The organism is Arthrobacter sp. UKPF54-2 (assembly GCF_007858535.1).
Taxonomy (GTDB): domain Bacteria; phylum Actinomycetota; class Actinomycetes; order Actinomycetales; family Micrococcaceae; genus Arthrobacter.
The window spans coordinates 1,956,636-1,969,988 of the sequence record NZ_CP040174.1 but is presented as its reverse complement, the minus strand read 5'-3'; the positions used below and the strand labels follow the sequence as shown (position 1 = coordinate 1,969,988).

The following is a 13,353-nucleotide window of genomic DNA, read 5'->3' as shown; positions in this document are numbered from 1 at the left end:
TCCTTGACCGCGGAGACCCCCTAGACTGGAACGGTGAGCATCCCAACGCCCTATGAAGACCTGCTGCGCGACGTGCTCGAACACGGCACGCACAAATCCGACCGCACCGGCACTGGCACCCGCAGCGTGTTCGGCCGGCAGCTGCGCTTCGACCTGGGCAAGAGCTTCCCGCTGATCACCACCAAGCGGGTGCATTTCAAGTCCGTGGCCGTGGAACTGCTGTGGTTCCTGCGCGGGGACAGCAACGTGAAGTGGATGCAGGACCAGGGCGTCACCATCTGGAATGAATGGGCCGACGCCGACGGCGAACTTGGCCCGGTCTACGGCGTGCAGTGGCGCTCCTGGCCCACACCCGACGGCGGACACATCGACCAGATCGCCGAGCTTGTGGAGAACCTCAAGGCCAACCCCGATTCACGCCGGCACATTGTCTCGGCCTGGAACGTCGCCGAACTCAAGGACATGGCCCTGCCGCCGTGCCACGCGTTCTTCCAGTTCTACGTCGCCGATGGCAAGCTTTCCTGCCAGCTGTACCAGCGCTCGGCCGACACCTTCCTGGGTGTGCCGTTCAACATCGCCTCGTACGCCCTGCTGACCTGCATGCTGGCGCAGCAGACCGGGCTGGAGCCGGGCGAGTTCGTCTGGACCGGCGGCGACGTCCACATCTACGAGAACCACTTGGACCAGGTCCTCACCCAGCTGGGCCGGGAACCGTACGAGTACCCGCAGCTGAAGATCACCCGCAAGCCGGAGTCCATCTTCGATTACACCCTCGAGGACTTCGAGGTGGTCGGCTACCAGCACCACCCGACGATCAAGGCTCCGATCGCGGTATGAGCAACGAGACGAGCAAACACATGGAACCCGCCGATTTCACCGAGCATGTCCGCGGCACCGTCACCGGGCTCGGGCTGGTGTGGGCACAGACCAGCACGGGCGTGATCGGCCAGGCCGGGTCCATGCCGTGGCACCTGCCCGAGGACATGGCGCATTTCAGCCGGCTCACCTCAGGGCACCCCGTCATCATGGGCCGCAAAACCTGGGATTCCTTCCCGGACAAGTACCGGCCGCTTCCCGGCCGCACGAACATCGTCATCACCCGGCAGGAAGGCTGGGGCGGGACGCCGGAGGCGGAAGGCGCCCTGGCGGTCAAGTCCCTCGATGACGCGCTGCTGGAATCCCAGTTCGCGCCGGGCCAGCAGATGGTCTGGATCATTGGCGGCGGGGAGATCTTCACCCAGTCCCTGGACCTGGCCGATGTCGCCGTGGTCACCACGATCGACACCGCCACCGAGGGCGACACGTTCGCGCCGGAGCTGGGTTACGACTGGGCCGCGGAGGCCAGCCTCCCGGCCGACGGCTGGCTGACCGCCGCAAACGGCACCCGCTACCGGATCACGCTGTGGCGCCGGACGGAGGCCAAGTAATGCTGCGTAAACCCGAAACTTTGTTTGTCCTTGGCTACATGCTGTTGCCGCTGCTGGCGCTGCTGTCCGCGATCGTGGGGCTGACCATGATCCTCGGCGGCAACAAGATCGCCGGCGCGATCGTGCTCGTTGTTGTCACCCAGGTGTTCGCCTTCGGCGCGGTGTTCGCCCTGCGCCGGCGTAAGAGCGCCCTGCTGGCCGAGCCCGACGGCGAGTAGCGGCTCCCGCATCGGCTGGTACCGGCCCGGCCGTGACGTAACCGACTGCGGCCTTGCCACCGCAAAGTCTAAACTGGCCCAATGACTACAGCAGCTACCCCGTCCGTCGGACTGGTCGGTTGGCGTGGCATGGTCGGCTCCGTCCTGATGCAGCGCATGCAGGACGAAGGCGACTTCGCCAACATCAACCCGGTCTTCTTCTCCACCTCCAACGCCGGAGGTGCCTCCCCGGCCGTCGCCGGCGCGGCGGCAGGTGCCGCCGGCAAGCTTGAGGACGCGTTCGACGTCGAGACGCTGGCGAAGCTGCCGATCATCGTGACCGCCCAGGGCGGCGACTACACCAAGCAGGTGCACGGCGAGCTGCGCAGCCGCGGGTGGGACGGCCTCTGGATCGACGCAGCGTCCACCCTCCGCATGAACGACGACTCGATCATCGTGCTGGACCCGATCAACCGCGACGTCATCGACGCCGGCCTCTCCGGCGGGGTGAAGGACTACATCGGCGGCAACTGCACCGTTTCCTGCATGCTGATGGGCCTCGGCGGGCTGTTCAAGAACGGCCTCGTCGAATGGGGCACCTCGATGACCTACCAGGCCGCGTCCGGCGGCGGCGCCCGGCACATGCGCGAACTGCTGAGCCAGTTCGGCACGCTCAACGCCGAGGTCAGCAGCGAACTGGACGACCCGGCGTCGGCCATCCTCGAGATCGACCGCAAGGTGCTGGCGCACCAGCGCACCGACATCGACGCCACCCAGTTCGGTGTTCCGCTGGCGGGCTCGCTGATCCCCTGGATCGACGCGGACCTCGGCAACGGCCAGTCCAAGGAGGAGTGGAAGGCGGGGGTGGAAACCAACAAGATCCTGGGTACCTCCGGCGCGGACCGCGTCATCATGGACGGCCTGTGCGTCCGGATCGGCGCCATGCGTTCACACTCCCAGGCGCTGACGCTCAAGCTCCGCGAGGATCTCTCCGTTGCCGAGATCGAGAAGCTGCTCGACGCGGACAACGAATGGGCCACGGTGGTGCCCAACACCAAGGAAGCCTCGATGGCGGATCTCACCCCGGTGGCGGCGTCCGGCACCCTGGACATCCCGGTGGGCCGCATCCGCAAGCTCGAAATGGGCCCGGAATACATCAGCGCCTTCACCGTGGGCGACCAACTCCTCTGGGGCGCGGCCGAGCCCCTGCGGCGCATGCTCAAAATCGCCACCGGCACACTCTAGGGCCGGCCAGGGTCCTTCAACCCCAGGAACCGCCGGTACTTCGCGGCCTGCAGCTCAAAGGACCTTCGAGCTGCGGGCCGCAGTCCGTTAACCCCGTCAAAGGGCTCCGGCACGACGGCACTGCCGGGCGCCGACCAGGTGCCGACCACAACGCCGCCGGCCACGATGGTCTTCTTGAACACCCCGTTGCCGCCGGGGACGATCTTGTCCGCGTGGTGCGCGGGCAGTGCGATCGACCGGTCCGTGTAGCCCAGCAGGAACTCGTCGAACCCGGGCAGCGCCAGCACTGCACGCTGGCCGGGGACGCCGTCCTCGAGCAGGGCCGCCGTCTCCGGCGACAGCCAGTACGGCGTTCCCTCAAAGTCCAGCTCCACCAACTGGTCCCGTACCTCGGCCAGTGCCGCGCGGGTGTCCGTCAGCGGAATGCCGGACCACCAGGCGAAGTCCCGCTCGGTGGCGGGGCCGTGGCTGCGGAAATAGCGGAGCAGCCACTCTGCAATGCCTTCAGCCCGGTCCAGGCTCCGCGAATTCTTGATCCAGTCGTCGACGGCCACCACCAGCTGCTGGTTGCCAGCCAGCGGCCCCTGCACCAGCAAGCCCCGCTGGCACAGCATCGCCAGCAAATGGATGCCGCGCTGACCCGCCGTGGACTGTCCGGCCTGTTCGAAGGCTTGGAACATCTCCGCCCGGCTTGCCGCGCCGCCGCCCGCCACCCGCGCCAGCGCGGCTTCGGCGGCTGCGTCCACGTCCGCGGCCGAGATGCCGAGGTCCCGGTGCCGCCCGGCGAGGCTCTTGATGAGGCGGTTGGACGTGATGGCCAGGATCCATTTCAGGTCCTCCGGTGCCAGCAGGTGAAGCGTGCCGCGCATCGGCCAGGAGCGGACGATTTCGCCGCGGTCCAGGGCCGCACGAACGTCGGCCACGCGGGAGCCCGGAACGCGCTGTCCCACAGCCCACAGCGATGCCTGCAGGTCCTGCGCCTGCAGTGCCGGCATCGATCTGACGGCTTCCGGGACGGAGCCGAAGCCCGGACCGACGAGCCCCTGCGAGGCCAGCCGGAGCCGGCCCATCACGGCCGGGCTCAGACGCGTGCGCTCCACTGCTGCCATGGCATCATCCTAGGCCGGGGGCCGGACATTCCCGCAGACTCCGTCCCCGCCCCGGCAGCTGCCGGGGCGATGCCCGGCGCCCTCCCAGCCTGCGCCCAGCCGGTTTCCTTAAGGTAGAGGCATGACTCTGGGTGAAGTGTGGCCGCGCCTGCGGCCCCTGTGCAGGAGGCTGGCCCTGCTCGGCTGGGCCGCCAGCGCCGCTGGCATGGGGGCCGGCCTCGCCGTCGCCATTGCCAGCGGCACCCGCCTCTCCCCCATGATGACAACGTTCCAGGCGGTGTCGTCGGTGTGCATGGCGGTCGCGGTGGCCAGTTTTGTGACTGCCGCGTCGCTCCAGCCGCGGACCCCTGCCCATCGGGTCGGCGATCGCCGGGAACTCGATCTCGATCCGGGCGGCGAGTTTCCGGCGACGGTGCGCAGTTTCCTGCTCGGCTCGCTGGCGCTGCTGGCCGGGGCGGTGGCTTTCGCCTGCGCCGGGCTCCTGCTGCGAAGCGGGCCCAGCGCCCAGTCCGTGGCGTTCTGCCAGGTCTTCCTCCTCGGCGCGGCGGCTTCCGGCTTCACGTTCATGCTCTTCAGCAAGGTGGCCCCGCAGCGCGGCAGGAACTAGGCCCGGCTGATGCCGGATGGCTTAGAGCTCGATGCCGATCAGCAGCGGCTCGGGGTGCAGCTCGATCCCGAAGCGTTCGGCGACGCCGCGGCGCACCTCCCTGGCAATGGCCAGCAGGTCCGCGGCGCTGGCCCCTCCCCGGTTGGTGATGGCCAGGGTGTGCTTGGTGGACAGCGATGCCCGGCCCCCGGAGACGCTGCCGGGCTCCAGCCCGAAACCCTTGCCGTAGCCGGCCTTGTCGATCAGCCAGGCCGCGGAGAGCTTGGTCAGCCCGTCGGCGCCGCCCGGGTAGCGCGGGGCGTCCTCAGGCAGTGTCGCGGCGACCGCGGCCGGCACGATCGGGTTCGTGAAGAAGGAGCCGGTGGAGTAGGTGTCCCGGTCTGCCGGGTCCAGGACCATGCCCTTGGATGACCGCAGCCGGAGCACCTCCCGGCGGACATCGTTGGAGTAGGCCCGCTGGCCCACCTCGACGCCGAGCGCCCGGGCCAGTTCGGCGTAGCGGACCGGGGCACTCATCCGGCCCAGCGGTAGCTGGAACTCCACCGTGAGCACTACGTAGCGCGGGGATCCGTTGGAGGTGGCCTGTTTCAGCACGGAGTCCCGGTAGCCGAACTTGAGCTCCGAATTGGTGAAGGTCTGCACGGCGTTGCGTTCCCGGTCCCAGGTCCGCACCGCGGCGATGGTCTGCGAGACGTCCGCCCCGTAGGCCCCCACGTTCTGCACCGGGGTCGCCCCGGTGGCGCCGGGGATCCCGGACAGGGCTTCTATGCCGGACCAAGCATGTTTGACGGCGTGCTCCACCAGGGCGTCCCAGTTGTGGCCCGCCTGGACCACAACGGCGACCCCGCCGCAGGAGTCCTCGGCGTTGACCGTGAAGCCCTCGGACGCGATTTTCAGGACCGTGCCGGGGTAGCCGGCGTCGGCTACCAGCAGGTTCGAGCCGCCGCCGATGATCAGCAGCGGTTCGCCGGCGGCGTCCGCCGTACGGACGGCGTCGATGATCTCCGCTTCGGTGCGGGCTTCGACGTAGGTGGCGGCGGGGCCGCCGACGCCGGCTGTGGTCAGGGCGGAAAGCAGTGTCTGGGTCACCCCTCCAGCCTAGCCGGGTCCGGGGCTTGCCCGGAAAGGCGGCCGCTGTGGGGCTAAGCGGTCTTGCGGGCCACCGGGGAGAGCAGGAAGCTGACCACCAGCATCACCATGACCGCCAGCAGCGAGTGCAGGATGCCTACGTGCTCGGCCAGCAGGCCCAGCAGCGGCGGCCCGCAGAGGAACGCCCCGTAGCCAATGGTGGACACCACCGAGACGCGCGCGGCGGCCTTGACCGGGTCGTCGGCGGCGGCGGACATGCCAACCGGGAAGCCCAGCGAGGCGCCCAGGCCCCAGACGGCCAGGGCCACGTAGGCCAGCCAGGGCACCGGCGCGAAGACGAACAGGCCCAGTCCCGCCACGGCCAGCGCCGCGCACCAGCGCATCACGGGGACCCGGCCAAAGCGGTCCAGCACCAGGGTCCCGGCGAAGCGGCCGACGGTCATAAACGTGACGAAGAGGCCGTAGCCGGCGGCTCCGGCGGCGTCGGACTGGCCGTGGCCGTCGGCGAGCGCCAGGGCCACCCAGTCGCCGGCCGCGCCTTCGGCCAGGGCCAGCCCCAGCACCAGCACGCCCAGCAGCAGGGTCCGGCGGTCCCGCCACGCCTGCGCGATCTGCCGTTTGTTGTCCAGCGGTTCTTCCGGGCCCTGCGTGGCCTGGCTGATGACTGGCAGCGGCCCGGTGGAGGGGTCCTCGAAGGTGTCAGTCCCGGCCGGGGTGAAGGTCTTCTCCTCCACCGGGGTGACGTCGGCGCGGAACCAGCCGGCGGCCGTGGCCACGGAGGCGGCGACCAGCAGTCCCACGGCGCCCAGGTGCCAGAAGACCGGCACGCCGGCGCCGGCAGCCCAAGCGCCCGCTCCCGCGCCGGCAACCGTGCCGAGGCTGAAGGCGCCGTGCAGCCGGGGCATGATGTGGCGGCGCACCGCGCGCTCGACGGCGGCGCCTTCCACGTTGGAGGCGGTGTTCCAGCTGGCGGTGCCGAGGCCCACCACCACGAGTCCGGCCGCGACCGCCAGCGGATTGACCAGGACGGAGGTGCCGAATCCGGCGAGGACCAGGCCTGCGCCCACCATGATGCTGCCGATCCGGATGGTCTGCTTGGAGCCGAAGCGCAGGACGATCAGCCCTGACGCGGACACCGAGACGAAGGAGCCCAGTGTCATGCAGAGCAGCAGCAGGCCGACGTTTCCGGGCGTGAGGTCCAGCCCGTCCCGGATGGCCGGCAGCCGGGACACCCAGCTGGCGAACGCTATGCCGCTGAAGGCATAGGCGGCCACGACGGCGTTGCGCCACCGGGTGACTTCGGCGGTCTGCGCGGCTCGTGCCATCACGGCAGCATCATCGGGTCAGGCCAGCCGGACGACGGCCTGGGCCTTCATCAGGACCTTCTGGCCCCCGGCGACGACGGTGAGATCCACGCGGGCGGTGCCGGCGTCGGCGTCGAGCGCCCCGATGGCGCCGCTGACCTCGATCACGGCACCGGGCTCCGGGGTTCCGGTGGTGTCCGCCACCGGGACGGGCTTGGTGAAGCGGGTCTGGAAGTCGACGACGGCGGCCGGGTCGCCGGCCCAGTCGGTCACGAGCTGGACGGCGGCGCCCATCGTGAACATGCCGTGGGCGATCACGCCGGGCAGGCCCACGCCCGTGGCGAAGGGTTCGTTCCAGTGGATCGGGTTGAAGTCGCCGGAGGCGCCGGCGTACTTGACGAGGTCGGTGCGGGTGACCTCGATGGCGCGGCTGCCGATTTCCTGGCCGACGGTGAGTTCTGCGATGTCAATGCTCATGGCTACTGTCCCTCTCCGCGGACCAGGATGGACGAGGTGGTGGTGGCGACGGCTTCGCGGCCGCCGGAATCTCCGGCCGCGGCGCCGCCGGTGAGGGCGAAGATCTCGGAGCGGGTGGTGATCATGGCCCCTCCCCCCATGGCGCGGACGCCGTCGACGTGGAGTTCGGCCACGAGGCGGTCGCCGGCGACGATCGGCCGGTGGTGCACGAAGCGCTGGTCGGCGTGGACCACGCGGGAGAAATCGATGCCGGATTCCGGGTCTTCGATCAGCTGCGCGTCGGCGCGCTGCGCCACGATGATCACGAAGGTGGGCGGGGCCACCAGGTCGCCGTGGCCCAGGGACCGGGCGGCGTCCACCTCGAAGTGGGCCCGGTGGGTGGCCTTGACTGCGCGCGCGAACTCGCGGATCTTCTCGCGGCCGACGTCATACACCTCTGCGGCAGGGTAATTGCGGCCCTGGAGATCCGGATTGATAGTCATGGCTCCAGCCTAGCGCCCAACCCCGGGCGGGCCGTCCGCGTTACAGGCGCGCGGGCGGCCTTGCCTCACAGCGGTATGATGAAAACATCAAGTCAGCAAGCCGCGGCCCGGTGCTCCGGTCGCGGAGAGAGCGCAGGTCCTTCCGATGATGCCCGCAGCGCAGGCCCCCCTGTACGAGATCAAGGCGAATCTGTTCAAGGCCCTGGCCCACCCGGCGAGGATCCGGGTATTGGAACTGCTGGCGGCCGCGCCGGACACCGCGGCCCCGGTCAGCCACCTGCTGGCCGAGACAGGGCTTGAGGCCTCGCACCTGTCCCAGCACCTGGCCACCTTGCGCCGGCACCGGGTGGTGACCTCGGTCCGGACGGCCAACGCGGTAACGTACCGGCTGGCGCACCCGAAGATTGCCGAGCTGCTGGCCATCGCCCGGATCTTCCTGCTGGACAGCCTCGCGGACTCGGGTGAGCAGCTCCGGCTCGCGCAGGAACTGCCGGCCGCGCCGCTGCCCGCCTCGCCCCAGCCAGGCGTCGCCTCGTGACCGCCGGGACAGTCTCCCGAAGCTCCCGGGGCGGCTACCTTGCCCGGTTCCTGCCGTCCGTTCGCGACTACGAGGGGCTGCGCACGTCCTGGCGGACGGACCTGCTCTCCGGCATCACCGTGGGCATCGTAGCCCTGCCGCTGGCCCTCGCGTTCGGGGTGAGCTCTGGGGTGGGCGCCGAGGCCGGGCTCATCACGGCGGTGGTCGCCGGGCTGGTGGCCGCCGTGATGGGCGGCTCCCACGTCCAGGTCTCCGGACCTACCGGCGCAATGGTGGTGGTTCTGGCCCCCGTGGTCGCCGCGCACGGGGCCGGGAGCATCGCCCTCGTCTCCGTGATGGCCGGGCTGCTGGTCATCCTCCTGGGCATCAGCGGCATGGGCCGGGCGGTCGCCTTCATCCCGTGGCCCGTGGTGGAAGGCTTCACCCTGGGCATCGCGGCCATCATCTTCCTGCAGCAGGTGCCCATGGCCACCGGGACGGCGGGGGTGCCGGGCCACAACACCGTGCTGGCCGCAGTCGAGAGCGCAGCCTCGGCCTCCGCTCCCGCCGTGCTGCAGACCCTGGCCGTGGTGGCGGGCGTCGCCGCGGTGATGTTCCTGCTCCCCCGGCTCAACAAGACCATTCCCGCGAGCCTGGCAGCGGTGCTGCTGGCCACCCTGGCGGCCGAACTCCTGGGTCTGCAGATCCCACGGATCGGTGCCCTGCCGCATTCGCTCGCAGCCCCCGCACTGCCGGCGCTGGATCCGTCGGCGCTGGGCGGGCTCCTGATGCCGGCGGTGTCCATCGCCACGCTCGCGGCCATCGAGTCGCTGCTGTCCGCCCGGGTGGCCGCCGGCATGGTGGGTCCGGACGGCCGCCCCACCGGCACCTATAGCCCGGACCGCGAACTCACCGGGCAGGGCCTGGCATCGGTGGCGGCGGGGCTCTTCGGCGGGATGCCGGCCACCGGCGCGATCGCCCGGACCGCCGTCAACGTGCGCTCCGGAGCCAAAACCCGGCTCGCGGCGATTGTGCACGCCCTGGTGCTGCTGGCCATCATCTACCTCGCAGCGCCTCTGGTGGGCAGGATCCCGCTGGCGGTGCTGGCCGGGATCCTGATGGTCACGGCCACGCGAATGGTCTCGCGTCAGACCGTGGCGGCGGTGCTGCGTTCCACCCGGGCGGATGCCTTCGTTTTTGTCCTGACGGCGCTGATCACCGTGGCGTTCGACCTGATCGTGGCGATCGAGATCGGGCTCGTCGCGGCGGCGGTGTTCACGCTGCGGAAGTTTGCCTCACTCAGCGGGGTGCAGCGCGAGGACATCCCCGGGCCGCCGGAACCCGGGGACGGCCACATCGCCATCTTCCGGCTGGACGGCGCCATGTTCTTCGGCGCGGCGGAACGGGTCCTGCAGGAAATCAGCCAGGTCAGGGACATCCAGGTCGCGATCATCCGGCTCTCGCAGGTGCGGCTGCTCGACGCGACCGGGGCGCACACGCTGGTGGAGGTGATCTCGGCGCTGGAACTGCGCGGCGTCACGGTGCTGCTCAAAGGCATCCAGCCGCAGCATCTGGCTTTGGTGACAAACGTGGGCGTGATCCGCTCGCTCCGGCACCATAAGCACTTGTTCGACAGCCTGCCCGGGGCCGTGGAGCACGCGCGGAGCCACGTGGCGCGGAACGCCGCCGCTAACGCCTGAGGTTTTTGCGGATCGTCTGGCCGCGGACCACGATTCCGGCGATGTGCAGGACGAGCCCGAGCCCGATCACGGCCAGGGAGGCCAGCGCCAGGCCCTGGTTGCCGGTGGTATTGCCGACGAGGTTGAGGATGATGCCGACGGCGATCAGCCCCATGGCGCTGAAAACGAGCACCTTGTAGGTGGTTGGCGCGGTGGCCCAGAATTCGTTCAGCACCGTGCCAGTCTACCGGGGCCCTGGTGCACGGCCCGTGGCCAGCGGCTCAGAACAGGGACTCCTGGACGGCGGGGACCTCGGAACCGTGGTCCCCGAGTTCGATCACACGCCCCTTCAGAGCGCCGAGGTTGACCACAAAGTCAAGGTCGGCGCCGTCGAGCCATGCCAGCGCGATGCTGCCGCTCAGCGAGGAGACGGTGAAGCCGTGGGCGTCGGCGCCGAGGTCATGCGGGTAGGCATGCCGGGCAGCGGGGGTGCAGGCGGCGTCGGCCAGCCCGGGCCGCTGCCAGCGTTCGTCCACCACGTCGAAGCCCTCCCCGCCGGCGCCGGCGAGCAGGGTCCGGACCTCCGCGGCGAGCCGGCCGTTCAGCCCATCGAGTTCTGCGGCGGCTGCCGGTGCCGTGAGGCCGGCGGCTTTCGCAGCCGAGCGGACCTGCTGCGGCAGCCCGGCATCGCTCGTGACCAGATCCTCCAGCACCCTGACCACCCTCCCGTCCCCGGCGCGGGCGACGTAGCGGGCGACGACGGCGCCCTGCTCCGCGAGCCGGTGCCATTTCCGCAGCTGTGAGGCGGTTCCCACCTTGCTGGCGCCGTGGGCGAAGGTGGCGATGTAGAGCCAGTGCGGCTGCATCAGGTAGGAGCGCAGGCCGGACGGAACGCGCCCGCCGCGGTGGAAGTCGTGGATCAGCCGTGAATCGTCGACGGCGAAACACGGCCCGCACTGGCTTCCGCGGGCAGCCGGTGCCCGGTCCGGGCAGACGAGGTGATCCCGGTCCGCGGGTCCGTGCACCTTGTGGTGGCCCAGGCAGTGCTTGCCCGGCGAGGCCAGCCGGAAGCCCAGCCGCGTGCCGGCGTCGAGCGCCACCTCGGTGAAGCCGCCCGAGGGGTCCTGCAGGCGCAGGGCCGCGCGGCCGGCGTCGTGCCCCGCGGCCGGCGGGGGACCATCCCAAAAGACCCCGTGGACCAGATAGCGGGCATCGGTCACGGGGTCTCCTTGGTTCGGGTCCGGCTACAGGGCCGGCTGCACCCCAAAGGCTACCGCGAGCTTCATGATCTTTTCGGCGCGGCCGAGGCGCGGCAGGTCGGAGCCGTCCCGGATCACGCGGCCGTTGGCCTCGAAGTCGGCCATGAAGTCGGTGGCCCAGGCGACGTCGGACGGCGTGGGGCTGATGACCTCGTTGATCACGTGGGTCTGGTCGATGGCGAGGCAGAGCTTGCCGGTCATGCCCATCATCACGGTGATGCCGGTCTGCTCGCGCAGGATCGGGTGGTTGGTGCCCACCGTGGGGCCGTCGATGGGGCCGGGCAGGTTGCCGACCCGGCTGGCGACGACGAGCTTGGCGCGCGGGTAGGCCATGGCCTCCGGGGTGGCGGCCATGCCGGTGTCGCGGCGGAAGTCGCCGGAGCCGAAGGCCAGCCGGAACGCGCCCTGGGCCTTGGCGATGTGGTTGGCTTCCTCGATGCCGACGGCGGATTCAACCAGCGGGATGACCGGGGTCTTGCCGTCCATGCGGTGGAAGCTTTCGGTGACCTGGTCCGCGGATTCGGTCTTGGCGAGCATCACGCCCAGCAGTCCGGGGGTGCCGCGGAGTCCGGCGAGGTCATCGGCCCAGAACGGGCTGGTGGCATCGTTGATCCGAACCCAGGCGCTGCCGCCGGCGGTCAGCCAGTCGATGACGTGCTCGCGTGCGGCGTCCTTCTGCGAGGGGTCCACCGCGTCTTCGATGTCCAGGATGATGGCGTCCGCGCGGGACTCCGCGGATTGTCCGAAGAGTTCGGGCTTCATGGCGTTGACCAGCAGCCAGGAGCGGGCGATTTCGGCCGGGACGTTGCGCTGGGGCCGGACAATCCCGGCGGTGGTGGTAGAGGTCATGTCTCTACGCTAGCCGCCCGGACCGGCCCGCCGCCAAGTAATACCCCCGTTCGGGGCGACCAATACGACCAAAATCACGCCCGCACACAGGACCGGCCCGCAGTTGTTGGGGTTAGGGAACAACTGCGGGCCGGTTGGGAGAGATGGGCGTGCCTAGGGGATGTTGCTGCCCCGGGCCGTGATCCAGAGCCGGTACCACTCGGCGCGGGACATCGCCGCGGCCACCTCGGCGGCCCCGGCGCAGGCCAGGATCCGCTCCGGTTTGGCCGTGCCGATTACGGGGGCGATGCCGGCCGGGTGCTTCATCAGCCAGCCCAGCAGCACCGCTTCGCCCGTGGTGCCCTTCGCCGCGGCCATCTCGGCCACGAGGGCGGCGGTGGCCTCCTCCGCGGCGCTCGGGGCCGGCGCCGGCGCTCCGGTGTAGAGTCCGCGGGACAGGGCCCCGTAGGCCTGCAGGGTGATGCCGTGCCGGACGCAGTGCTCCACGGTGCCGTGCGGGAAGCTGTAGTCCGTGCCCTCGGCGTGGTTGACGAGCACGGTGCTTTCCAGCCAGGCACGCGCGGAGAGGCTCATCTCCAGCTGGTTGGCCACCACGGGAGCCTCGAGCCGGTCCTGCAGCAGCTCAATCTGCGGGGCCGACATGTTGGACACGCCGACCGCTCGGATTTTACCCTCGGCCATCAGCTGTCCGACGGCGGAGGCCACCTCGGCAGGATCCACCAGCGGGTCGGGCCGGTGCAGCATGAGCACGTCCACGTAGTCCGTCTTGAGCCGGGCCAGGCTTTCGTTGACCCGGTCCAGGATGCCTTCCCGGCTCAGGTCGTAGTACGCGTCGAGGCCCTGCTCCCCCAGCCGGATGCCGCATTTGGTCTGCAGCCGGATCCGTTCCCGCAGGCCCGGGGTCTGCGCCAGCACCTCGCCGAAGACCGCCTCGGCCTTGCCGCTGCGGTAAATGTCGGCGTGGTCGAACAGCGTGATGCCGGTCTGCAGGGCAGCGTCCACGGCGGCGGCCGCCTCGTCCACGTGCGCGGACGAGTACGGCTCCGCCGACCAGCTGCCGCCCAGGCCCATGCAGCCGTATATCAGTTCCTGGGTGGGGACCAGTTCCTTGG

16 protein-coding genes are annotated in these 13,353 nt (G+C 70.2%); 7 read left to right on the top strand and 9 right to left on the bottom strand.

From position 1 onward, the window contains the following. Positions 1–33 precede the first annotated feature (33 nt). The 4 genes from E7Y32_RS09025 to asd all read left to right on the top strand — a co-directional run bounded on the left by E7Y32_RS09025 (position 34) and on the right by asd (position 2,869). Positions 34–837: a thymidylate synthase gene (locus E7Y32_RS09025; RefSeq protein WP_146336838.1), complete on the top strand. Its 804-nt coding sequence runs from the start codon at positions 34–36 to the stop codon at positions 835–837. Next, complete coding sequence (locus tag E7Y32_RS09020) at positions 834–1,427, top strand: dihydrofolate reductase (RefSeq protein WP_146336837.1); 594 nt, start codon at positions 834–836, stop codon at positions 1,425–1,427. Before E7Y32_RS09025 ends, E7Y32_RS09020 begins: the two co-directional genes overlap by 4 nt. After that, on the top strand, positions 1,427–1,645 hold the full coding sequence (locus E7Y32_RS09015; protein WP_146336836.1) for an NF038396 family protein: 219 nt from the start codon (positions 1,427–1,429) through the stop codon (positions 1,643–1,645). The genes E7Y32_RS09020 and E7Y32_RS09015 overlap by 1 nt, the downstream gene beginning before the upstream one ends. A gap of 81 nt (positions 1,646–1,726) precedes the next feature. Then, positions 1,727–2,869 (top strand): aspartate-semialdehyde dehydrogenase, encoded by a 1,143-nt coding sequence (gene asd / locus E7Y32_RS09010; RefSeq protein WP_146336835.1) that lies wholly within the window; start codon positions 1,727–1,729, stop codon positions 2,867–2,869. Here asd and E7Y32_RS09005 read toward each other — a convergent pair. Next, positions 2,866–3,978, bottom strand: coding sequence for a winged helix DNA-binding domain-containing protein (locus tag E7Y32_RS09005; RefSeq protein WP_146336834.1), 1,113 nt, complete (start codon positions 3,976–3,978; stop codon positions 2,866–2,868). The two genes, asd and E7Y32_RS09005, sit on opposite strands and share 4 nt — an antisense overlap. Before the next feature lie 121 nt (positions 3,979–4,099). On the opposite strand from E7Y32_RS09005, the gene E7Y32_RS09000 reads away from it, so the two are divergent. Beyond that, the gene (locus E7Y32_RS09000) at positions 4,100–4,585 is read left to right on the top strand and encodes a hypothetical protein (RefSeq protein ID WP_146336833.1); all 486 of its coding nucleotides are present in this window, start codon (positions 4,100–4,102) and stop codon (positions 4,583–4,585) included. A gap of 21 nt (positions 4,586–4,606) precedes the next feature. On the opposite strand, the gene E7Y32_RS08995 is transcribed toward E7Y32_RS09000, so the two are convergent. From E7Y32_RS08995 to E7Y32_RS08980, 4 genes are read right to left on the bottom strand one after another with little or no spacing between them, the layout of a single operon-like run. Continuing rightward, complete coding sequence (locus E7Y32_RS08995) at positions 4,607–5,674, bottom strand: UDP-N-acetylmuramate dehydrogenase (RefSeq protein ID WP_146336832.1); 1,068 nt, start codon at positions 5,672–5,674, stop codon at positions 4,607–4,609. A gap of 53 nt (positions 5,675–5,727) precedes the next feature. Further along, positions 5,728–6,999 carry a sugar MFS transporter gene (locus E7Y32_RS08990; protein WP_146338432.1) on the bottom strand — a complete coding sequence of 424 codons (1,272 nt, stop codon included), beginning with the start codon at positions 6,997–6,999 and terminating at the stop codon, positions 5,728–5,730. Positions 7,000–7,017: 18 nt separating this feature from the next. Further along, a complete protein-coding gene (locus E7Y32_RS08985; protein ID WP_146336831.1) occupies positions 7,018–7,455 on the bottom strand; it encodes a MaoC family dehydratase in 438 nt (145 codons plus the stop codon). A gap of 2 nt (positions 7,456–7,457) precedes the next feature. Further along, positions 7,458–7,937, bottom strand: coding sequence for a MaoC family dehydratase N-terminal domain-containing protein (locus tag E7Y32_RS08980; RefSeq protein WP_146336830.1), 480 nt, complete (start codon positions 7,935–7,937; stop codon positions 7,458–7,460). Between the two features lie 145 nt (positions 7,938–8,082). Between E7Y32_RS08980 and E7Y32_RS08975 the strand changes: the two genes are divergently transcribed. Beyond that, positions 8,083–8,475, top strand: a complete 393-nt coding sequence (locus E7Y32_RS08975; protein ID WP_146336829.1) for a metalloregulator ArsR/SmtB family transcription factor — start codon at positions 8,083–8,085, stop codon at positions 8,473–8,475. Then, on the top strand, positions 8,472–10,154 hold the full coding sequence (locus tag E7Y32_RS08970; protein ID WP_146336828.1) for a SulP family inorganic anion transporter: 1,683 nt from the start codon (positions 8,472–8,474) through the stop codon (positions 10,152–10,154). Before E7Y32_RS08975 ends, E7Y32_RS08970 begins: the two co-directional genes overlap by 4 nt. On the opposite strand, the gene E7Y32_RS08965 is transcribed toward E7Y32_RS08970, so the two are convergent. The 4 genes from E7Y32_RS08965 to E7Y32_RS08950 form a co-directional block, all read right to left on the bottom strand. Next, positions 10,144–10,368 carry a DUF3188 domain-containing protein gene (locus tag E7Y32_RS08965; RefSeq protein WP_146336827.1) on the bottom strand — a complete coding sequence of 75 codons (225 nt, stop codon included), beginning with the start codon at positions 10,366–10,368 and terminating at the stop codon, positions 10,144–10,146. The genes E7Y32_RS08970 and E7Y32_RS08965 overlap by 11 nt on opposite strands. Positions 10,369–10,414: 46 nt before the next feature. Then, positions 10,415–11,353, bottom strand: a complete 939-nt coding sequence (locus tag E7Y32_RS08960; protein WP_146336826.1) for a DUF2797 domain-containing protein — start codon at positions 11,351–11,353, stop codon at positions 10,415–10,417. 24 nt (positions 11,354–11,377) lie between these two features. Beyond that, positions 11,378–12,241: a CoA ester lyase gene (locus tag E7Y32_RS08955; RefSeq protein ID WP_146336825.1), complete on the bottom strand. Its 864-nt coding sequence runs from the start codon at positions 12,239–12,241 to the stop codon at positions 11,378–11,380. Between the two features lie 153 nt (positions 12,242–12,394). After that, on the bottom strand, positions 12,395–13,312 hold the full coding sequence (locus tag E7Y32_RS08950; protein WP_261382613.1) for an aldo/keto reductase family oxidoreductase: 918 nt from the start codon (positions 13,310–13,312) through the stop codon (positions 12,395–12,397). Between the last annotated feature and the right edge of the window lie 41 nt (positions 13,313–13,353).

Coding starts and splice junctions, on each gene's coding strand:
- E7Y32_RS09020 (WP_146336837.1), top strand. CDS start 834: ATGAGCAACGAGACGAGCAAACACATGGAACCCGCCGATTTCACCGAG.
- E7Y32_RS09015 (WP_146336836.1), top strand. CDS start 1,427: ATGCTGCGTAAACCCGAAACTTTGTTTGTCCTTGGCTACATGCTGTTG.
- asd (WP_146336835.1), top strand. CDS start 1,727: ATGACTACAGCAGCTACCCCGTCCGTCGGACTGGTCGGTTGGCGTGGC.
- E7Y32_RS09005 (WP_146336834.1), bottom strand. CDS start 3,978: ATGGCAGCAGTGGAGCGCACGCGTCTGAGCCCGGCCGTGATGGGCCGG.
- E7Y32_RS09000 (WP_146336833.1), top strand. CDS start 4,100: ATGACTCTGGGTGAAGTGTGGCCGCGCCTGCGGCCCCTGTGCAGGAGG.
- E7Y32_RS08990 (WP_146338432.1), bottom strand. CDS start 6,999: ATGGCACGAGCCGCGCAGACCGCCGAAGTCACCCGGTGGCGCAACGCC.
- E7Y32_RS08985 (WP_146336831.1), bottom strand. CDS start 7,455: ATGAGCATTGACATCGCAGAACTCACCGTCGGCCAGGAAATCGGCAGC.
- E7Y32_RS08980 (WP_146336830.1), bottom strand. CDS start 7,937: ATGACTATCAATCCGGATCTCCAGGGCCGCAATTACCCTGCCGCAGAG.
- E7Y32_RS08975 (WP_146336829.1), top strand. CDS start 8,083: ATGATGCCCGCAGCGCAGGCCCCCCTGTACGAGATCAAGGCGAATCTG.
- E7Y32_RS08955 (WP_146336825.1), bottom strand. CDS start 12,241: ATGACCTCTACCACCACCGCCGGGATTGTCCGGCCCCAGCGCAACGTC.
- E7Y32_RS08950 (WP_261382613.1), bottom strand. CDS start 13,312: ATGGGCCTGGGCGGCAGCTGGTCGGCGGAGCCGTACTCGTCCGCGCAC.